We start from the raw sequence: 21,724 nt of genomic DNA on the forward strand, positions 1-21,724 counted from the left end.
CTCAGAGAATCATGATTTCCCGTCAGGGCAACATTAATGCCAAGAAAGAACTTGCGAAAGCAATTGCAGGAATTAAATAAGAATTTCATCTAGAGTGGAATTTGATATAAGCCATTCAGTTGAATGCTGGATGGCTTCATTTAAAAAGGCATTAGTTTAGGGGGGAATTAAGATGAACTGGAAAGAAATTTATGAAGACAGAAAGTGTACAGCAGAAGAAGCTGTCAAATTAATTAAGTCCAATAATAAAGTTGTATTTGCTCATGATGTAGGTGAACCGGCGGCATTAGTAGCTGCAATGATTAAAAATGCAAAGAACTACAAAAATGTAGAAATATCTCACATGTTTACATTAGGCACGGGAGAATATTGTAAGCCGGAGTATAAAGAGAACTTCCATGCAAATCTTTGGTTTTTAAGCGGCCAGACACGTAAATGCGTGGAGGAAGGGTACGGTGATTATACACCACTATTCTTCCACGAAGTACCAAGACTAATGAGAGATGGAACTATTCCTGTAGATGTAGCTATGATTATGGTTACTCCTCCAGATGAACATGGTTTTGTATCCACAGGTGTTTCAGGAGACTATACAGTGCAGGCTGTAAAATCCGCTAAAACGGTTATAGCCCAGGTCAATAAAGAAGTTCCGTTTACATTTGGAGATGCCGTTTTTCATGTTAGCGAAATAGATGTATTCGTAGAGCATGACGAACCCCTGCCAACCCTGCCAGCTGCAAAAATTGGAGAGATTGAGGAAGCCATAGGAAAACATTGTGCAGAATTAATTAATGATGGAGATACTCTTCAATTGGGAATAGGAGCTATACCTGATGCTGTATGTCATCAGTTATTAGATAAAAGGCATCTGGGTATTCACTCTGAAATGTTAGGTGATGGAGTCGTTAAGCTTTATGAAGCAGGTGCAATTGATAATTCCATGAAGGGCATTGACAAAGGAAAGTTTGTATTTAACTTTGTAATGGGTTCAAGTGAATTATATAAATTCTGCGACAAAAATCCGGCATGTCTTTTGAAATCAGTGGACTATGTAAACCACCCACAGGTTATAGCACAGAACCCTAACATGGTAAGCATCAACGGAGGTCTTGGAGTAGACCTTTATGGGCAGATTGCTTCAGATACAATAGGATATAAGCAATTTTCAGGTGTAGGCGGCCAGGTAGACTTTATAAGAGGTGCAGCTATGTGCACAGGTGGAAACGGAAGGGCTATTATCGCAATGCCTTCTGTAGCTAAGAAAAAAGATGGATCCATGGTTTCCAAGATAACACCTTCTCTAGGTGAAGGTCAGGTAGTGACTACATCAAGACATGATACAGACTATGTTGTAACTGAATATGGAATTGCAAAATTAAAAGGCAAAACTGTAAAAGACAGAGCCAGAGCATTAATTAGTATTGCACATCCAGAGTTTAGAGATGAATTGAAAGAAAGCTTCGAAAAAATGTTCAAAGAAAAATTTTAATAGTAGTGAAAGGAATTTAATATGAGAGAATATATGCCTTACGGCGCAGAGGCGCCATACATAAAAGCAGGTCCCTTTAAATTCAGATTACCATTCATTCATTATCGTTTTGAAATAGCCGATTATGTTCAGGGGCTATTGATGTGTGCAGTATGCTTAGGAGCCATCCCGCTTTTACAGGATACTTTAAAAATGCCATTTGAGATTGCATTAGCCATTGTTGTATTAAATGGATTCTTATATACTTGGCATACTTTCCTTGGAGATCCAGTTGTACCTGGATGGATTACCCCAGCGATACCTTTATTAGTAGCATATTGCTTGACTTTCCCAGAAGGGCATGCAAGAATGCAGGGGCTGGTTGCCTTTGAAATAACTCTTGGTATCTTTTCAATTCTTTTAGGATTAACGGGTGTTGCTGGAAAAATTATTGGCCTAGTGCCTTCATCCATTAAGTCAGGTATTATATTAGGCGCTGGTATTTCAGCTATTTATATGATTTTTAAAGAAGGCGGCAAGTTTGAGGCTATGCCAATGACTACTACAGTATGTTTAATCGTTGCATTTTATTTACTATTTTCTAATGGTTTTAAGAGATTAAGTACGAAGAATAAAGTATTTGAATTAATTGCAAATCTTGGAATTCTTCCGTCGGTACTTATCGCTGTAATTGTAGCTCCTCTAGTAGGAGAAAGTGCTATGCCAAATATCCAGTGGGGATTCTCATCTCCCGATTTTGTTGGACTATGGACTGACTGGGTGCCTTGGGGTGCTGTAGGCTGGCCTACTCCGGTAATGTTTTTACAGGCAATTCCAACTGTATTGGCTATTTATATTGTATTATTCGGTGATGTAGTTCAAAGTAAGGCATTAGTGCATGATGCAGATATAACCAGAGAAGATGAAGTCGTAGATTACAATCCGAACCGTGCCCATTTGATTTTTGGCCTAAGAAATACGATCATGGGCGTTATTGGTCCTGATATTACAATGTGTGGACCTCTATGGGCAGCCATGCAGGTAGTTGTATGCGAAAGATATAAAAAGGGCAGAAAGAGTATGCAGTCCCTGTTTGGTGGAGCAGCAAGTTTTAGATTTGGTACATTTACTGGTTATTGGTTAATGCCTATCGTAACACTTGTTCAACCTATCTTACCTGTTGCATTGGCTCTGACAATGATTGTTCAAGGGTTTGTAAGTGTTCGTATCGGTGTTCAGCAGTCAACAAGCTTTAAGGATTTAGGTATTGCTGGCGTAATTGCAGGCGTACTTTTAGCAAAAGGATCTGCATGGGGGTTGGCAGTAGGTATTCTAGCATGCTTACTGTGCTATGGTAAAGATTTCTTTAAGGGCGATACTACTTTTGGACATTTATGGTCAGAAGAAGTAGAAGCTATGACAAGAGAAGATTCTACACTTGAACCAGACGAAAAACCTGCATTAAAAGCTATATAAAAATAAATAGAAAGCAGTGTGTTTTTTAGCACACTGCTTTCTATATTAGCGGAGTGGCGAAGCCACATTTTTTAATCAATCATACCATACTTCTGTAATTTCCTATGCAGGGAACGCCTACTGATTCCTAAGGCTAATGCAGCTTTTGTCTTATTACCATTGGATTCTGACAGTGCTTTTTTTATTACCTCTTTTTCAATATTATCAATTGCAGCATTAAGAAGCGGCTCCTGCTCTGTACTTCCTGCCACATAAGTTTTACTGGCCTCCCGTATTTCTACAGGTAAACAATTAATATCTATCATAGAACCAGAAGAGATAACTACACAACGCTCAATTATATTTTCAAGTTCTCTTATGTTTCCAGGCCAGCAATAGCCTTTCAGGCATTCAAGAGTTTCATTACTTACAACTTTAGGATTTGTAATTCCAGATATCTTTGCGGAGTTTTCAAGAAAGTATTTAATTAAATCTTCAATATCTTCAGGGCGTTCTCGTAAAGGAGGTAAATGGATAGGTACTACGTTTAAACGGTAGTATAAATCCTCCCTAAATTGGCCCTTTTGAACCTCGTCCTTAAGGTTTTTATTGGTGGCAGCTATCACGCGGACATCCGCGTGAATACTCTTGACTCCACCTAATCTTTCAAAGGTCTTTTCTTGAAGAACACGAAGAAGTTTTACTTGCAGGGAGGGGGAGACGTCTCCTATTTCATCAAGGAAAATAGTTCCTCCGTCAGCTACTTCAAAGCGCCCTGGCTTAGAAGAAACCGCGCCAGTGAAAGCACCTTTGTCGTATCCAAAAAGCTCACTTTCCAGAAGATTATCTGGAATGGCACCACAGTTTACTTTAATAAGTGGTTTGTCCTTTCTAGGGCTCCAACGGTGGATAGCAGAGCAGATGACTTCCTTACCAGTACCTGTCTCACCGGTTAACAGGACTGTGGAGCCAGCGGCAGCCACTTGTTTGGCTAATTGTAAGACCTGCTGCATTTTAGGACTTTTACTTTTAACTTTTAAATCAGATGTATCCATATTGGCATTAGCACCAAATTTATAGGTATGTTGTCTTGTCATAGTTAATTTCTTCACAGCTGTTAAGATTTCTGTAAAGTCAAAAGGTTTTGTTACATAATCCTGAGCACCATTTTTTATAGCTTCAATGGCCGTTTCGGTAGTAGCGAATGCTGTGATTAATATAAAACCAATATCTGGTTCTAGTTCTTTTACTTTGTGCAAAAATTCCAGGCCTGTCATTCTCGGCATTTTTATATCGCTAACGATAATGTCTATACTGATAGTCTGAAGCAGCTCTAAACCTTCAAGCCCATCACAAGCAGTATAAACTTTATAACCTTCTTTTGACAAAACTTTGCTTAGGAGCTGTCGCACATTGAGCTCATCATCAACTACTAAAATATTTGTCTGTTCCAAATAAAGTCCCTCCTACCATTCGTTTGAAGTAAATGGATCAAATGATTGTAAAAGTATAGTAAACTTTGTCATTTGTCCTATAATACTTTCTACTTCCAAAATACCTTTATGCGCTTCTATTGTTCTTGAAGCTATAGCAAGCCCCATTCCGGAGCCATTATCTTTAGTTGTAAAGAAAGGCTGGAATATTTTTTCTGATAATTCTCTAGGTATACCTATTCCGTTATCCCGTATTTCTATATATACCATTTTCCTTTTTTCGCTATATCCTGTTTTTATATCAATGTTTCCACCATTAGGCAGAGCCTGTACCGCATTAAGTATTAAATTTAATATAACAGGTTCAAAAAGCTCAGTATCTATCAGGACTTTTGGAATAACCCCAAAGTTAGTTATTATCTTAATATTTGATGGAAGTTCGTTTTGAACTAAAGTAATGACATATGAAATGATATCCTTGATTTCTACTTCAGCTAATTTTGGTATTTTGGGCCGGGCGAAGTTTAAGAAACGGTCAAGCATCAAACTCAGCCGGTCTACTTCATGCATAATAATCCCTAATTCATCTAAATTAATATTCTGCTCACCTAATTCTAATCGGATTAATTGTGCATAGCCTCGTATACTGGTTAAAGGGTTCTTTATTTCATGTGCCAGACTTGCAGCCATTTCTCCTAATGATTCTAAATTCTTTGTTCTGTTTGCACTTTCTTGAAATCTTTCGATGTCCTCTATTCTTCTAAAAACACAAATGGCGCCAATCACTTCATTCCTTAAACCAAACTGGATATTAATACTATATAGAATAGGGATTTTTGTACCACACACATCATAAATATCTGTTAAAGTTTTTAATTGAAGGCTGCCTTTTGCAAGACAACGACGTAAGGCATCTATAAGGGGTTTCAGTTCTTTTGGAATTGGATTTTTTACATCAAGTCCTAAGACTTCTTCGGATTTAATTCCTATTAAGGACTCAGCTATTTCATTATAAGTAGTAATCTCTCCGATATTGTTAATGCTTATAATTCCTGCAGATAAATTGTCATAAGCCTGTTCTACATACTCCATAATTTCATGCATAGAAGCAGCTTCACCAGATTTTAAAAGGACTTGCTGCATAGTTGACTTTAGCTTATTTAACATGGTATTAAAAGAGGTTGCAATATCTGAAAGTTCATCTTTGTTTTTTGTAGTTATTTCATGACTTATGTCACCTTGTGCAATAACTTCTAAAGCATTGGATAGAGATTTTATAGGTTCTGTAATTGACATAGAGATTTTTTTTGCTAAAGGCCATAGAATAAATAGCAAAATAGTAATTAAAACGATAACTCCTGTCTTTAGATTATTAAGAGCACCGAAGGAGGAAGAAAAGCTTTCTTCTGTACAGACATACCAGCCTTGCAACTGTGGTATGCCATCAATTGCGGAGATTCCGCAAATATATTCCTGACCATTTTTATATATATATTGATAAGTATTTTTTGACTTGAATTCTAAATTATAAGGTATCTCGGTATCGGTATATCCAACCGTTTCATAATTTTTACTGAGTAAAAAAGTATCTGCTAAAAAGGACTCAGAAAGCTGGCTTTCCTGTTGTATTAGTAAGAAGTAGTCTTCGGGAGTCAGACTATCTTTCTGAGAAGCCTCTATAAATTTACAAATTAGCAGGGCACGTTCTTCAAGGGCTGATTCTTTCATATTGTGGCCTATTTTTTCCACACTGGAAGTTAAAATAAAACCTATAGTTATGAGTAACCCAACAGCTAAAATGACTAAATAGTACATGGTTCTTGTCTGAATTGATTTAAACATACTAAACCTCTATTTACCTTTTATTTATATTTGTTAAGAATGTAACAACATTATAACATAAGAAAGGTCCGCAAGGAAGAATTATCAGGATAATTTAGGCATAAGTCCTCAAAAAACAATAAAAAAACGTGGCCTTGATTGCCACGCCTTAGATTATTTAATCAAAATGTTTTTAGATTCTAAAGTTTGTTTTATAAGTTCATAAGTATTCTCATCCCTGCATCCGATTTTATGAAGATGGACACCTTCAGTCAAAATACTTAAAGGTAAATCGGTACTATTTTTGATTTTATCAAGAAATACATCAACATCATAACGGGAAATGATGTTAAGTCTGCCGGAAAGCTGGCCATATAATGAATGCTCTATGGTTACATCGATAACTTCAGCACCAAAATCAACTATGGTATAAAGTTCTTCACGCAATTGCTCCGCTGTATGTTTACAGGCAAGAATCCCTTCGAAGTTATGATTGTTTTTTGCAGTATCATATTCAGAAAGAATATATCCTCTAGGAGTTGCTGAGATATCCAACCCCCCTGCACGAAGTATCGCCACATCACTAACTATAATCTGGCGGCTTACATTTAGAAGGGTGGCCAGACTAGAAGCACTTGTTGGTGCGGAACTTGACTTTAAATGGGATATGATAAGTTCTCTTCTTTCGCCTGCATTCATATAGCTCACTCCTTATAACAGTAAATTTTATAAAAACATCATAACATCGATTTATATATTGGTCAATAAAAGAAAAAACTGCCCTAAATTAGAATTTCTAATGAAGGACAGCTCTCCCCTTAAGTTGAGTTATATATTATATGATTAAGGCTAATTAATGTGGGCAAGCAACTTATAATATTCATAGCCTGCCAGTAAAATATCTTCGTCAAAGTTAAAGTTATTACTGTGAAGCGGTACCTTAGCACCTGTTCCTAAAAGAGTAAATACAGCAGGGGCTTTCGTTCCATAGTAAGAAAAATCTTCTGAAATCATAACAGCCTCTGATAATTCCTCATAATAACTTAGTTTTTGTAAATGTGGCTTTATAGTCTGGTAAAGTTCCACATTGTTTATAACAGGAAGGTAGCCATCAGAGCAGTGCACTTTGATTTGGCAACCATATTTATTTTCATACTCTCTGGCAATCTCATTCAAGCGGGATTCCATCAAATCAAAAGTTTCAAGGTTAAAAGCACGCATTGTCCCTAAAAGGGCAGCTTTCCCAGCGATTACGTTGCGAGCAGTTCCACTATTTATTTTACAGATTTTCAATAGTGTGCGTTCATCCACAGGAGATTCAGTTTCCTGCATTTTATAGATGTCTAATATATACTGAGCTGCAATATATAGCGCATCAATGCCCTTTTGAAAAGTAGCAGCATGAGTACTTTTTCCTTTGATTTCTATGCTGACCTCTGAGGATTTGGGCATTAAAGGGCCACCTTTTGTAGATAACTGTCCCTTTGGAATACTTGGCCATAAATGTAGGCCAAAGGTTCTTATTACTTTATATTTTTCAAATATACCTGATTCTGCAATAGGCCTTGCGCCTCCAGTAGTCTCCTCAGCGGGCTGAAATATTAGCAGTATATTGTAAGGTAAATCCTCCGTATTATTTACGTATTCAGCAAAACCCAAAAGCATTGACATGTGACCATCATGACCACATCCGTGCATCTTTCCAGGATGTTTAGAAACGAAACGGTGCGTATTTGTTTCGGGAATGGTCAAACCATCCATGTCACTTCGATACGCTGCTGTAAATTCCTTACCTTTATTAAAAAAAGCACAAATTCCAGTATTCACAACTGTAGTGAATTCGCAATCCATATCACCTATGACATTCATGATATAATCTCTGGTTTCAAACAATTGATCACCTATCTCAGGTATTTTATGAAGTGAACGGTGGTGCTTTATTAAAGTACTGAGCATGTCATGGTCGTTAAATTCAACTGCCATCTTTTCTGTCTCCTATCATGACCTAATATTGTCTTTAAACAAATATGAATAATGATACAACTTTTATTACTTTATGTCAAATAAAATAATAAAAGTTTTTTAATTGTAATATTATTGCAACATAAAATCTTCACACAAATATGATATAATAATCGTTATATTAGCATTATGGAGTTAAAATAATGTTTTAAAGGGAGAGAGCACTATATGCTTGGATATGTAATTCCTGATAAGGGAGAACTGAAAATGCGGGAATATGAAGTATACAGTGCATACTATTGTGGTATATGTAAAAGTATTGGCAGACGGTATGGACAATTACCCCGATTTACATTGAGTTATGATTTTGTGTTTTTGGCCGTATTACTGGCGGCCCTTGAACAGGAAAAAGATGATATAACAGCAGAACATTGCATCATTCATCCGATAAAGAAGAAACCCATATCAGTAGAAAACAGAGCTATTGAATATGCTGGGGATGTGATGCTGATTTTGGCGTATTATAAACTGATGGATGATTATTATGATGACCATAGCTATAAAGCGAAAGCCGCAGCTATAGGGTTATTACCAACCATACAAAAGATACGTGTGAAGAAAAAAGAACTATGTAATCTTACAGAAGAAAATCTTAAACTCCTTTCTGACCTGGAGAAGGACAAGTGTTCAGAAATTGACCGGGTAGAAGAACCATTTGCACAGATTATGCTGGAGATATTCAAAAATGGTGTGCAAAAAATAGAAAAAAACGAGAGCTTGATTAAACTTCTTGCCCATATTGGGTATCATTTGGGGAAATGGATTTACCTGATGGATGCCTATGAAGATGTGGAAGAGAACATTACAAAAAAAACTTATAATCCACTATTATATAGATTTGAATATGGACAAACTAAGGAATCTATACAAGAATTTAAAGAAAGAATAAAACCCATAGTGGAGTTTAATTTGATACATTATCTAGCAGAAATAAGTAATGCAGCAGATCTTTTAGATATAAAGAAAAACAAGGGGATAATTGAAAACATTATATATTTCGGATTGCGCAGACGTACGGAACAAGTACTAGAAAGTAATATAGAAAATACCGAAAATGATGAAGAAGAGGAGAAATAGTATATGAATAATCCATATGAAGTATTGGGAGTAAGTCAAAATGCAAGTGAAGATGAAATCAAATCAGCTTATAGAGAACTTGTAAAAAAATACCATCCAGATAAATATCAGAACAATCCATTGGCAGATTTAGCTCAGGAAAAGCTGCAGGAGGTGAATGAGGCCTACGATTATTTGATAAAAAATGGTTCTGGTGGAAGCTATAATAATGCCTACAACAGTACTACAGGGCAGGGGAGTCAAGAACAGTCTGTACCTGAATATAACGATATTCGAGGTATTATTGATTCTGGGAATTTAAATTTAGCAGAACAGAAGCTGGCTAGAATTCGAAATCGTGATGCAGAATGGTTTTTCCTTTCTGGTATGATTTCTTATAAAAAGGGCTGGTATGATGATGCATTAGCTAAGATTCGTACAGCAGCCAGTATGAATCCAAATAATTTTGAATATCAGAATGCCCTTAGCAATATAATGAATGCAGGCAGAATGTATCAGAACAACTCTTATGGCAGAGGGTATCCTAATGATGATATGATGTGCAAGTTATGTCAGGCATATATGTGTGCAGATTGTTTATGTGATTGTATATAGGTGATAACAATGATGAATGGAATTGGTGTTAAAAGAAAAAGCGGCAAAATAATAGCCCTTGGTGGTGTGCTTTTAGCATTATCTTTAATATGCCTTTATGTGGCTTCTTTTGTTCCTGGGCTTGAAATAACTTTTTATACAATCAGTTCAGTTTTTATACCGATTATGATGATAGAAAGCAAAGGCAAAGGTGGGTGGCTTTTATATATTGCCTGTTCTGTCATGTCTTTGTTGATATTGCCCAATAAAGTAGCTGCTGTACCTTATATTTTTTTCTTTGGAATCTATGGAATAATCAAATGCTATATAGAAAAAATGAAAAATCCTATTTTGCAGCTGACTTTAAAGTTTGCTATTTTTACAACAATAATTTTGGTGGCATATAACTTCTTTTATAGTTTATTCTTTGGAGTAATAAATTTAAAAGATGCGCCTCCATTCATACTACTTGTAATGGGCGAAGTGTTTTTCTTACTATACGATTTCATATTAACCGGCGTAATAAATTATTATTATCGAAGGTTTTACGGACGAATTTAGAAAAATCCTCGAAAGAGGATTTTTTATATTTTAGTTATATTATTCAAGCATAACAAATAACTTATTTATAAGAAACATTTTTGTGTGAAAAACTTATAAATAGGGAGGAGCTTATATGAATATAGCCATTATAGGTAAAGGAGCTATGGGAAAGCTTTTAAAGGAGCTTATAGATAAAAAGGACGGGCTCAAGTGTGTCGGAATTATTGAACCACTGGGTGGAGAAAAGTTAAATGATATAAAGGAAAGCATTCATGTAATTATAGATTTTAGTAATCCCGCCAATTTAAATATGATTGAAGAATTTGCAAGAGAAAATGGATGCGGGGTTGTTATAGCAACCACGGGCTTTAGTGAAAAGCAAAGACAGCAGATTTTGGAGCTGTCTAAAAAAGTGCCAGTTGTAAAGGCTGCTAATTTTTCATTAGGCATTACGGTAATGAAAAAAATGCTTACACAAATAACACCTATATTAAAAGATAATTTTGATATGGAGATCATAGAAAAGCATCACAATAAAAAGCTGGACTCTCCAAGCGGTACAGCTAAAATGCTGGCAGAGGCTATGAATCCAAAAGGCGAATTTGATCAAGTGTATGGGCGGAAAGGTGATGGCAAACGGGGTAAAGAAATAGGAATCCATGCGGTTAGAGGAGGAACAATAGCTGGAGAGCATACAGTTATTTTCGCAGGCGAAGATGAACTTTTTGAGATCAAACATACAGCGGCTTCGAAAAAGATATTTGCATTAGGAGCTATAAAAGCAGCGGAATTTATAGGTGAAAGACTTGCAACGGGTGCTAACAATGGTGAAATCAGTGTGGGAATGTACGATATAGAAGAGGTGTTATTCTTATAAAGAACTCCATAATAAAAGAGGCGGTAGCAAAATAAGATTGCTACCGCCTTTTCTTTTCAAAGAGACTGTAGCGGTTGCTACAATCTCTCTATAATTCCCGCATATAAAAGAAGGTCTGCATTAAATTTAAAGATCCATATCCCCACTGCGGATTTGGGTATTCCATTACATCCGTTCGATCACAGCCTCTAATGAGAAAAGCTTTAATCAAAGGCGCACAAAACCCTAAATCGTTACCCTCTATAATTCCCCATTGAAGCATCAATGCACATGCACCGCAGATAATAGAAGTAGCAACACTTGTGCCATCCATGGAGCCATAACCCGAAGGAAAGAATCCGCCTACTTGATAACCTGGAGCAACCAAATCAGGCACATCTGCGGATAAAATAGAAGGCCCCCAGGATGAGTCAGGATAGAGACTGCCACGAATGCTATTGTAAGCACCACACCGTATAGTACCCATACCATTGCCTGGAGACGTAATGGTAGTATATGGGTTGGATGATAAAAATTCAACGTCAGGAGAAACAAAGCCAGTCAACGGCAGCCAGGCATGAATCCTGCCATCTATGATGATATCGCCATAAACAGTGATAGTCCATATACCTGGAGTAGCATCAAGAATTTTTACGATGGTAACTTGATCCCCGCTGCCTTCCAGTGGAAAGCTATATGAAACACTGACTTCAGAGCGTTCAAGAACAAGACGGGTAGTGAAAGTGTACTTAGATTTTGCGGGAACCCGGCTTACCAGCTCACCAGTAGGGGATCGGACGGAAACTGAAATTCGGTCACATATTTTAGAAGTAATATTAACAAATATATCACCTGCTCTTTCCCCTGCCTTTATATCTATATTTTCGGGTTTTCCATTCGCAGACAATTGTTGGAAAAAGTGATGCCTAGCCTGACTCTCGTTACCAACAGCTGTACATACACAGACACCTGGGATATTAGAAACATTAAAGAGATATTCTTCCGTGTTCCCAAAACCATCGTGGCTGTCATAATTTGCACCGAGCCCAACGCATATGACTACTGGACGGTTAAGTTCTTTTGCCTTTTGCAATATATACTCTACGCCAAGTAAGACTCCAGAAGAACTAAAAGCATTCTCCTGATCCACTGGTACTAAAAAACGATTTAGATAAAAAGGATATGCTTTTTTTAGTTTCACCATGATTATTTCAGAATCAGGTGCTGCCCCTACAAAATCTCCAATAGATCGGCCTGCGGCTACAGAGGCTAAAAAAGTCCCATGGCCGGCCACGTCTCTATGCGGTACAACATCATAAGGATTGTCAGATGCTAAAGCGATATTAATCTGCGCATTTGTATATTCTGTACCCAGAGGAAAGCCAGCAGGAGGGGTTCCAGGAATACTCTGATCATAGATATATTTAATTTTGCTGGTACCATCTTTATACTTAAACACATCTAGCGTATAATCAATCCCAGTATCTACAAAACCAATTAGTACATTTGCGCCATTGAGATTCAAGTAAGGCTGCTGCTGGACTTGTATGATACCTGAAGATTCTAAACTCGGACGAGCCAAAAGTCCCAAAAGTTTTGGAACACTATTGATGTAGTCGGTACCCATATATTGAATCATTTCTGTATAGTCTTTTATTTTTGCATAGCATATTATGGTGGAACCCTTAACCGTATGACTGGTAATGAGTCCTGGATGATTTAGTATGAGCCGTTCATAATAGGAATCCTTTAGTACATAAAAGTCTACAACATCTGGTGAATATAGGATATCGTCATTCAAGTAAATACACCTCCAGTTTGCTTGCATTTATAGTTCGCGCATATAAAAAAACGTCTGCATTAAATTCAATGTGCCATATCCCCATTGGGGATTTGGGTAGTCCATTACATCTGTACGGTCACAGCCGCGAATCAGATAAGCTCTAATTAAAGGTGTACTAAATCCTAAATCGTTACCTTCTACAATCCCCCATTGGAGCATTAGGGCACATGCACCGGAGGTAATGGCGGTAGCAACACTTGTTCCATCCATAGTGCCATAGCCGGCAGGATAGAAGCCGCCTACCTGATAACCTGGAGCTACTAAATCAGGCATATCCAGAGCTAACCTAACAGGACCCCAGGAAGATTCAGGATAAAGACTGTTACGAATACTGTTGTAAGCACCACAGTGTATACCGCCAGGTGCATTAGCAGGGGATGTAACAGTGTTATAGGGGGTTGATGATAGAAATTGAACACTAGGGGATACAAACCCTGTCAGGGGCAGCCATGCATTAATGCTGCCGTCTAAAACAATGTCGCCATAAATCGTAATAGTCCATATACCTGGAGTGGCATCCAGTATTTTGACAATAGTAACCTGATCCCCACTTCCTTCAAGAGGAAAATAATATGAAATTCTAACTAAGGAACGTTCAAGTACCAGTTGGGTTTCGAAAGAATATCCCGATTTAGCAGGTACACGGCTGACCAGTTCCCTCGTAGGCGAACGGACAGATACGGAAAATCGGTCACTGATTCTATTTGTAATTATGAGGTATATATCGCCAGCATTTTCTCCTACCATTATATCTATGCTTTCATTTTTTCCGTCTTTAGAAAATCTCTGAAAATAATGATGCCTTGCCTGACTTTCATTACCTACAGCCATGCACAAACAGACTCCAGGCAAATTGGAAATATTAAATAGATAATCTTCGATAATTCCATATCCATCATGACTGTCGTAGTTTGAACCCAGTCCAACACATATGACTGCCGGACGGCCAAGTTCCTTTGCTTTCTGTAAAATGTATTCTACGCCCAGCATAAGGCAAGTAGATTCAAAAGCATTTTCCTGTTCCACTGGAACCGCAAACCGATCAAGATAAAAAGGATATGCCTTTTTTAGCTTTACCATGATAATTTCGGAATCAGGTGCTGCCCCTATGAAGTCACCAACAGAGCGTCCTGCTGCGACGGAGGCTAAAAATGTACCATGCCCGGCAGAATCCATGTGCGGAACGATACCAGCAGGGCTATCAGAGGCTAAGGCAGCATTAATTTGTTCATTCGTATATTCTGTACCCAGCGGAAAACCAGCAGGCGGGGTTCCAGGAATACTTAGATCATAAATAAACTTGATTTTACTGGTACCGTCTTCATACTTAAAAACATCTTGTGTATAATCAATTCCAGTATCCACAAAACCAATTAGTACACCTTGCCCGTTTAGATTCAGGTAAGGCTGCTGTTGGACCTGTATGATACCGGCGGCTTCCAGACTTGCTCGGTCTAAAAGTCCCATAACCTTTGGTACAGTATTTATATAGTCAGCACCCATATATTCAATCATCTCAAGATAATCTTTTATTCTTGTATAACATATGATATACATATCTCTAATCGTCACACTGGTAATAATCCCTGGGTGATCCAGAATAAAACGTTCATATGCGGAGCCTTTTCTAATATAAAAGTCTACAATATCGGGAGAATAAAGGATGTCGTTATCCACGAAAATGCACCTCCTGTCTGGTATTATTAACCAAGTTATCATCGCATTGATTTATTATAATTCACGCATATAAAAAAACGACTGCATTAAGTTCAAGGCTCCAAATCCCCACTGCAGATTTGGGTATTCGATGACATCACTACGGGTACAGCCACGAATCAGATAAGCTTTTATTAAAGGAGTGCTAAATCCTAGATTATTACCTTCTACGATTCCCCATTGAAGCATCAACGCGCATGCACCAGCAGTAATAGCGGTGGAGACACTTGTGCCGTCCATAGTGCCATAGCCAGTAGGATAGAAGCCCCCTACCTGATAGCCAGGTGCAACTAAATCTGGCACTTCTTCAGATAATCTGGTAGGTCCCCAGGAAGATCTGGGGTACAAACTATTTCGAAGGCTGTTGTAAGCACCACAGCGTATAGAACCTAGGCCATTGGCAGGATATGTAATGGTGGTATAAGGGTTTGATGATAAAAATTCAACAGTGGGTGAAACAAAACCTGTCAGTGGCAGCCAGGCGTTAACACTGCCATTAAGGAGGATATCCGCATAAACAGTAATGGTCCAAACACCTGCAGTAGCCTCTAGTATTCTGACTATAGTCACCTGATCCCCACTTCCTTCAATTGGATAGTAATATGAAATGGTGACTTCAGAACGCTCAAGCACAAGACGGGTTGTGAAAGTGCGTCCCGCTTTGGCGGGAACACGGCCTATCAGCTCTCCTGTAGGTGAACGTACGGATACTGAGGTTCGATCACTGACTCTATTGGTGATAATAATGAATATGTCCCCAGCATCTTCACCCACTTTAATATCTATGTTTTCAGGTGCTCCCTCTGAAGAGAACTGTTGAGAGTAATGATGCCTTGCCTGGCTCTCATTACCGACTGACACACATATACAAATTCCAGCTATGTTAGAGATATTATATATATATTCTTCAAGCATTCCATATCCATCATGGCTGTCATAGTTGGAGCCCAGTCCAATGCATATAACGACAGGACGGTCAAGTTCTTTCGCTCTTTGGAGAATGTATTGAATACCAAGCATAACTGAAGTTGATTCAAAGGCATTTTCCTGTTCCGCTGGAACAAGAAACCGATCAAGATAAAAAGGATATGCCTTTTTTAGCTTTACCATGATTATTTCTGAATCGGGTGCAGCCCCTATAAAATCATCAACCGGGCGTCCTGCAGCTATAGAAGCCAGAAATGTCCCATGACCAGATACATCCCTGTGAGGGACCATATCATAAGGCGTTTCAGAGGCTAAGGCAGCATTAATTTGTTCGTTTGTATATTCTGTTCCTAGTGGAAAACCAGCAGGCGGGGTTCCAGGGATACTTAGATCATAGATATACTTGATTTTACTGGTACCGTCTTCATACTTAAAAACATCTTGAGTATAATCAATACCTGTGTCCACAAAGCCAATCAGTACCCCTTGCCCGTTTAGATTCAGGTACGGCTGTTGCTGGACTTGGATAATACCAGCAGCCTCCAAACTTTCCCGATCTGTCAATCCAACAACATTTGAAACACTATTTATATAATCTGTACCCATATATTCAATTACTTCTGTAAAGTCATTTTGCTTCATGTAACATATAATATATGTACCAAAAACTGTGTGAGTAGCAAGAAGGCCTGGATGATTTAGTATAAAATTTTCATAATAGGAATCTTTCCTTATGGTAAAGTCTACGATGTCTGGGGAATATAGTATATCTTCATTCACAAAAATGCACCTCCAGTTTGAATATATGAGTCAACAGGCTTATAATTCACGCATATAAAAAAAAGTCTGTAATAAGTTCAAGGTCCCAAATCCCCATTGTGAATTTGGGTATTCCATTACATCGGTACGATCACATCCTCGAATCAGATAGGCCCTAAGTAAAGGTGTGCAAAATGCCAAATCGTTTCCCTCTACGATGCCCCATTGAAGCATTAAAGCACATGCACCAGAGGTAATGGCAGTGGCAGCACTAGTGCCGTTCATCGTACCATAACCTGTAGGGTAAAAACCGCCAACCTGATAACCCGGAGCTACTAAATCTGGCAAGTCGATAGCTAATCTGGTTGCACCCCAGGAAGACTCCGGATAGAGACTGTTGCGGATACTGTTGTAAGCACCGCAGCGTATACAGCCAGGAGCATTGGCAGGTGACGTAATGGTGTTATAGGGGGTAGCTGACAAAAATTCAACGTTAGGTGAAACAAAACCGGTTAATGGCAGCCAGGCGTTTACACTGCCGTCTATAATGATGTCACCATAAACAGTAATAGTCCATATTCCTGGAGTCACATCTACTATTTTAACTAAGGTTACCTGATCCCCGCTTCCCTCGATGGGATAGTAATAGGATACAGTGACTTTCGAACGATCAAGCACAAGCTGGGTGGTAAAAGTAAATCCTGATTTGGCAGGAACCCGGCTTACCAGTTCGCCTGTGGGTGATCGGACTGACACGGAAATCCGATCACTAATTAGATTTGTAATAACAATAAATATGTCGCCAGCATTTTCTCCCACTTTTATATCCATGTTTTGAGGACTGCCTTCTTTAGAAAATTGCTGATAATAATGGTGCCTTGCCTGGCTTTCATTCCCTACGGAGATGCATACGCAGACCCCGGAAATATTAGAAACATTAAATAGATATTCTTCAAGAATTCCTGAGCCATCGTGGCTGTCATAATTAGTCCCAAGTCCAATGCATATAACGACAGGACGGTCAAGTTCCTTTGCCTTCTGTAAAATGTATTGTATACCAAGCATAAGCGCAGATGATTCAAATGCATTTTCCTGATCCACTGGCACAGAATACATATTTAGGTAATAAGGGTATGCCTTTTTTAGCTTTACCATAATTATCTCTGAATCAGGAGCAGCACCTATAAAGCCACTGATAGGGAGCCCTGCTGCCACAGAGGCTACGAAGGTGCCGTGACCGGACACATCCCTATGAGGAACCATATCATAAGGGACACCAGAAGCCAGGGCAGCATTAATTTGTTCGTTTGTATATTCTGAACCTAAGGGAAAACCAGCAGGTGGAGTTCCAGGGATGCTTTGATCGTATATATATTTAATTTTACTGGCACCATCTTCATATTTGAAAACACCTTGAGTGTAATCAATACCAGTATCTACAAAACCAATGAGCACATTTTTCCCTTTAAGGTTCAAATAAGGCTGTTGCTGAACTTGTGTGATACCGGCGGATTCTAAACTTGGATAATCCGAAAGGCCCATTATCGTAGGTACACAATTTATATAGTCAGTACCTGTATACTGCATCATTTCTTCGTAATCCTTTATTTTTGTATAGCATATTTTAAACATACTTATATTATGAACAGCAATCAGACCTGGATGATCTAATATAAATGAATCATAATAGGAACCTTCCCTTATCATAAAGTCTACAACGTCGGGTGAGTATAAGGTATCATCATTCACGAAAATCCACCTCCTGTTTCATTATAATTGACGCATATAGAGAAAGGATTGCAATAAGTTCAGAGTGCCATATCCCCACTGTGGATTTGGGTATGAAATCACATCATTTCGCCTACACCCACGAATTAGATAAGCTCGGATTAAAGGGGTACTAAATCCTAAATCGTTTCCTTCTACAATTCCCCATTGAAGCATCAATGCGCATGCACCAGCAGTAATAGCAGTGGCAACACTTGTGCCATCCATAGTGCCATAACCAGTGGGATAGAATCCACCTACCTGATAACCTGGAGCCACTAAATCAGGAACATTAGCTTCTACTCTGGTGGGCCCCCAGGAAGATTTGGGGTAGAGGCTGTCACGAAGGCTGTTATAAGCACCGCAGCGTATGGCTCCGAAAGCAGTGGCAGGGGAGGTAACGGTGTTATAAGGATTAGGGGATAAAAATTCAACAGTAGGTGATACAAAACCCGTAAGTGGCAGCCATGCGTGGATTCTGCCGTCTATAATGATGTCACCATAAACAGTAACGGTCCAAACACCTGCACTAGCATTTCGTATTCTAACGATAGTCACCTGATCCCCACTGCCTTCAAGTGGATAGAAATAGGTAATGCGTATTTCAGAAGGCTCCAGTACAAGCTGGGTTGTAAATGTGCTTCCTGATTTGGCAGGAACACGGTTTACCAGTTCACCTGTGGGTGAACGCACTGATGCAGAAATCCGGTCACAAATTCTATTGGTAATCATAATAAACAGATTACTGCCACTTTCCCCCACTTTTATGTCTATGTTCTGGGGCGCTCCTTCTTCAGAAAACTGCTGAAAAAAGTGGTGTTTTGCCTGACTTTCATTACCCACAGAGATACAGGTACAGACTCCAGGGATGTTACAGGTATAATATAAATATTCCTCAAGAGCGCCAAAACCATCATGACTGTCATAATTTGATCCAAGTCCAATACATATGACTACTGGACGTTTAAGTTCTTTAGATTTTTTTAAAATATATTGAATTCCAAGCATTACAGAAGAAGATTCAAAAGCATTTTCCTGCTCCACTGGAACAAGATATCGATCCAAATAAAAAGGATATGCTTTTTTTAATTTCACCATGATTATTTCAGAATCGGGTGCGGCACCTATAAAATCACCAACAGAACGTCCTGCTGCCACAGAAGCTAAAAAAGTACCGTGACCTGATGCATCTCTATGAGGGAGAACCTCATAAGGAGTATCAGAAGTCAGAGCCGCGTTAATTTGTTCATTTGTATATTCTGTACCCAGAGGAAAACCAGCAGGTGGAGTTCCGGGTATACTCTGGTCATATATGTATTTGATTTTACTGGTACCGTCCTCATATTTAAAAACCTCTTGTGTATAGTCGATACCAGTATCCACAAAGGCCATTAAGACATTTCCACCATTGAGATTCAGGTAAGGCTGCTGCTGAATGGGAATGATGCCAGCAGCTTCCAAGCTTTCCTGGTCTGTCAATCCAAGAATGTTTGAAACATTATTGATATAGTCTGAGCCCATATATTCAATCATTTCTGTCAAATTCGCTATCCTTACATAGCAGAGGATATAGGTATCTGCAATAGTCTGAGTAGTAATTAATCCTGGATGTTCCAGTATAAAACGTTCATAATAGGAACCTTTTCGTATGGTAAAGTCAACAACATCTGGTGAATATAGAATATCGCCATTCACGAAAATGCACCTCCAGTTTGGGTATATAAAAGCAACAGATTGTTATAATTCGCGCATATAAAAAAAAGTTTGTAGTAAGTTCAAGGTTCCAAATCCCCATTGTGGACTAGGATAGTCCATTACATCAGTACGGCGGCAGCCTCGAATCAAATAAGCTCTGATTAAAGGTGAGCTAAAGCCTAAATCATTACCTTCCACAATCCCCCATTGAAGCATTAATGCACAGGCACCAGAGGTAATGGCAGTAGCTGCACTTGTACCGTCCATAAAGCCATAGCCAGTGGGATAGAAGCCGCCTATCTGGTAACCAGGAGCTACAAAATCAGGTAAATCTAGAGGTAATCTGGTAGCACCCCAGGAGGAATTAGGATAGAGGCTGTTACGAATACTATTGTAAGCACCACAGCTTATACCTCCAGGAGCATTGCCAGGGGATGTAATGGTGTTATAGGGAGTTGATGATAAAAATTCAACAGTAGGTGAAACGAAACCTGTTAGGGGTAACCAGGCATTAATGCTGCCTTCTAAAACGATGTCACCATAAACAGTAATCGTCCAGATACCTGGAGTAGCGTCTAGTATTCTTACTATAGTAAGCTGGTCCCCGCTGCCTCCAATGGGATAGTAATATGAGATGTTAACTTTAGAACGCTCAAGCACAAGCTGTGTTGTAAAAGTATAGCCCGATTTGGCAGGAACACGGCTCACCAGTTCACCTGTAGGAGAACGTACAGATACTGAAACTATATCACTTATTGTATTTGTAACAACAACAAATATGTCCCCAGCTCTTTCGCCAACCTTTATGTCGATGTTTTCAGGTTTCCCATCCGTAGATAATTGTTGAAAGTAATGATGTCTTGCCTGGCTTTCGTTCCCAACTGCGAGGCATAGACAGATCCCTGGATTGTTAGAAATATTATATAAATATTCTTCAAGAATTCCATATCCATCATGACTGTCATAATTTGAACCTAGTCCGATGTTTATAACTACTGGACGGTCAAGTTCCTTTGCTTTCTGTAAAATATATTCCACTCCAAGCATAACGGATGTAGAAGAAAAAGCATTTTCCTGTTCCACTGGAACACAGAAACTGTCAAGGTAAAAAGGATAGGATTTCTTTAGCTTCACCATGATGATTTCAGAATCGGGGGCAGCACCTATAAAATTACCAACAGGGCGTCCTGCTGCTACTGAGGCTATGAATGTGCCATGTCCTGCAACATCCAGGTGCGGAACGATTTCATAAGGGGTATCAGATGCAAGAGCCGCGTTAATTTGCTCATTTGTATATTCTGTACCCAGAGGAAAACCAGTAGGCGGATTTCCAGGAATACTCTGATCATATATATATTTAATCTTACTGGTACCGTCTTCATATTGAAAAACTTCCTGCGTATAGTCAATGCCAGTATCCACGAAGCCAATCAGCACATTGCTACCTTTGAGGCTCAGGTAAGGCTGCTGCTGGACCTGTATGATGCCAGCGGACTCCAGACTTGCTCGATCCAGAAGTCCCAGAACGGTTGGGATGCTATTTATATAGTCATTACCCATATAAGCAGTCATTTCTGTGAAATCTTTTATTTTTGCATAACATATTATATATATACCAATAGAGTGACTAGCAATAAGCCCTGGGTGCTGTAGTATAAGTGGTGCGTAATAGGAGCCTTTTCGTATCATAAAATCTACAACATCTGGAGCATATAAGATATCGTCATTCAAGTAAATACACCTCCTGTTTAAATATATTACAAGATTAC

General features: G+C 38.7%; 16 protein-coding genes. 6 read left to right on the forward strand and 10 right to left on the reverse strand.

Features of this window, described 5'->3' with window-relative positions; translation table 11 throughout:
* Positions 1 to 172: 172 nt before the first annotated feature.
* Both RTW14_RS02205 and RTW14_RS02210 read left to right on the forward strand, forming a co-directional pair.
* Complete coding sequence (locus RTW14_RS02205; RefSeq protein ID WP_312647903.1) at positions 173 to 1,489, forward strand: acetyl-CoA hydrolase/transferase family protein; 1,317 nt, start codon at positions 173 to 175, stop codon at positions 1,487 to 1,489.
* Positions 1,490 to 1,510: 21 nt separating this feature from the next.
* The gene (locus RTW14_RS02210; RefSeq protein WP_312647905.1) at positions 1,511 to 2,944 is read left to right on the forward strand and encodes a hypothetical protein; all 1,434 of its coding nucleotides are present in this window, start codon (positions 1,511 to 1,513) and stop codon (positions 2,942 to 2,944) included.
* 71 nt (positions 2,945 to 3,015) lie between these two features.
* Here RTW14_RS02210 and RTW14_RS02215 read toward each other — a convergent pair whose 3' ends face one another.
* The 4 genes from RTW14_RS02215 to RTW14_RS02230 all read right to left on the reverse strand — a co-directional run bounded on the left by RTW14_RS02215 (position 3,016) and on the right by RTW14_RS02230 (position 8,160).
* Positions 3,016 to 4,377, reverse strand: coding sequence for a sigma-54-dependent transcriptional regulator (locus tag RTW14_RS02215; RefSeq protein ID WP_312647907.1), 1,362 nt, complete (start codon positions 4,375 to 4,377; stop codon positions 3,016 to 3,018).
* Positions 4,378 to 4,389: 12 nt separating this feature from the next.
* Positions 4,390 to 6,198, reverse strand: coding sequence for an ATP-binding protein (locus tag RTW14_RS02220; protein WP_312647909.1), 1,809 nt, complete (start codon positions 6,196 to 6,198; stop codon positions 4,390 to 4,392).
* A gap of 153 nt (positions 6,199 to 6,351) precedes the next feature.
* Positions 6,352 to 6,876, reverse strand: coding sequence for a 3H domain-containing protein (locus RTW14_RS02225; RefSeq protein WP_312647911.1), 525 nt, complete (start codon positions 6,874 to 6,876; stop codon positions 6,352 to 6,354).
* Positions 6,877 to 7,026: 150 nt separating this feature from the next.
* Positions 7,027 to 8,160 carry an amidohydrolase gene (locus RTW14_RS02230; RefSeq protein ID WP_312647912.1) on the reverse strand — a complete coding sequence of 378 codons (1,134 nt, stop codon included), beginning with the start codon at positions 8,158 to 8,160 and terminating at the stop codon, positions 7,027 to 7,029.
* 207 nt (positions 8,161 to 8,367) lie between these two features.
* Here RTW14_RS02230 and RTW14_RS02235 point away from each other — a divergent pair, with 207 nt between their 5' ends.
* The 4 genes from RTW14_RS02235 (at position 8,368) to dapB (ending at position 11,269) form a co-directional block, all read left to right on the forward strand.
* Positions 8,368 to 9,276: a DUF5685 family protein gene (locus RTW14_RS02235; protein ID WP_312647914.1), complete on the forward strand. Its 909-nt coding sequence runs from the start codon at positions 8,368 to 8,370 to the stop codon at positions 9,274 to 9,276.
* A 3-nt stretch (positions 9,277 to 9,279) separates the two neighbouring features.
* Positions 9,280 to 9,870: a DnaJ domain-containing protein gene (locus RTW14_RS02240; protein WP_312647915.1), complete on the forward strand. Its 591-nt coding sequence runs from the start codon at positions 9,280 to 9,282 to the stop codon at positions 9,868 to 9,870.
* Between the two features lie 9 nt (positions 9,871 to 9,879).
* The gene (locus RTW14_RS02245) at positions 9,880 to 10,410 is read left to right on the forward strand and encodes a hypothetical protein (RefSeq protein WP_312647916.1); all 531 of its coding nucleotides are present in this window, start codon (positions 9,880 to 9,882) and stop codon (positions 10,408 to 10,410) included.
* 115 nt (positions 10,411 to 10,525) lie between these two features.
* Positions 10,526 to 11,269, forward strand: a complete 744-nt coding sequence (gene dapB, locus RTW14_RS02250) for a 4-hydroxy-tetrahydrodipicolinate reductase (protein WP_312647917.1) — start codon at positions 10,526 to 10,528, stop codon at positions 11,267 to 11,269.
* Between the two features lie 88 nt (positions 11,270 to 11,357).
* Here the strand turns inward: dapB and RTW14_RS02255 are convergent, their stop codons facing one another.
* Genes RTW14_RS02255 through RTW14_RS02280 form a run of 6 tightly spaced genes read right to left on the reverse strand, consistent with a single transcriptional unit; the run spans position 11,358 to position 21,686 of the window.
* Positions 11,358 to 13,049, reverse strand: a complete 1,692-nt coding sequence (locus RTW14_RS02255) for a S8 family peptidase (protein WP_312647918.1) — start codon at positions 13,047 to 13,049, stop codon at positions 11,358 to 11,360.
* A gap of 27 nt (positions 13,050 to 13,076) precedes the next feature.
* Positions 13,077 to 14,768: a S8 family peptidase gene (locus RTW14_RS02260; RefSeq protein WP_312647919.1), complete on the reverse strand. Its 1,692-nt coding sequence runs from the start codon at positions 14,766 to 14,768 to the stop codon at positions 13,077 to 13,079.
* Between the two features lie 54 nt (positions 14,769 to 14,822).
* The gene (locus RTW14_RS02265; RefSeq protein WP_312647920.1) at positions 14,823 to 16,514 is read right to left on the reverse strand and encodes a S8 family peptidase; all 1,692 of its coding nucleotides are present in this window, start codon (positions 16,512 to 16,514) and stop codon (positions 14,823 to 14,825) included.
* Between the two features lie 39 nt (positions 16,515 to 16,553).
* Positions 16,554 to 18,242 (reverse strand): S8 family peptidase, encoded by a 1,689-nt coding sequence (locus tag RTW14_RS02270; protein WP_312647922.1) that lies wholly within the window; start codon positions 18,240 to 18,242, stop codon positions 16,554 to 16,556.
* 21 nt (positions 18,243 to 18,263) lie between these two features.
* Positions 18,264 to 19,955: a S8 family peptidase gene (locus RTW14_RS02275; protein ID WP_312647923.1), complete on the reverse strand. Its 1,692-nt coding sequence runs from the start codon at positions 19,953 to 19,955 to the stop codon at positions 18,264 to 18,266.
* Positions 19,956 to 19,997: 42 nt separating this feature from the next.
* Positions 19,998 to 21,686, reverse strand: a complete 1,689-nt coding sequence (locus RTW14_RS02280; RefSeq protein ID WP_312647925.1) for a S8 family peptidase — start codon at positions 21,684 to 21,686, stop codon at positions 19,998 to 20,000.
* Between the last annotated feature and the right edge of the window lie 38 nt (positions 21,687 to 21,724).

The sequence above is a fragment of the Aminipila sp. genome, from assembly GCF_032051575.1.
GTDB lineage: Bacteria > Bacillota > Clostridia > Peptostreptococcales > Anaerovoracaceae > Aminipila.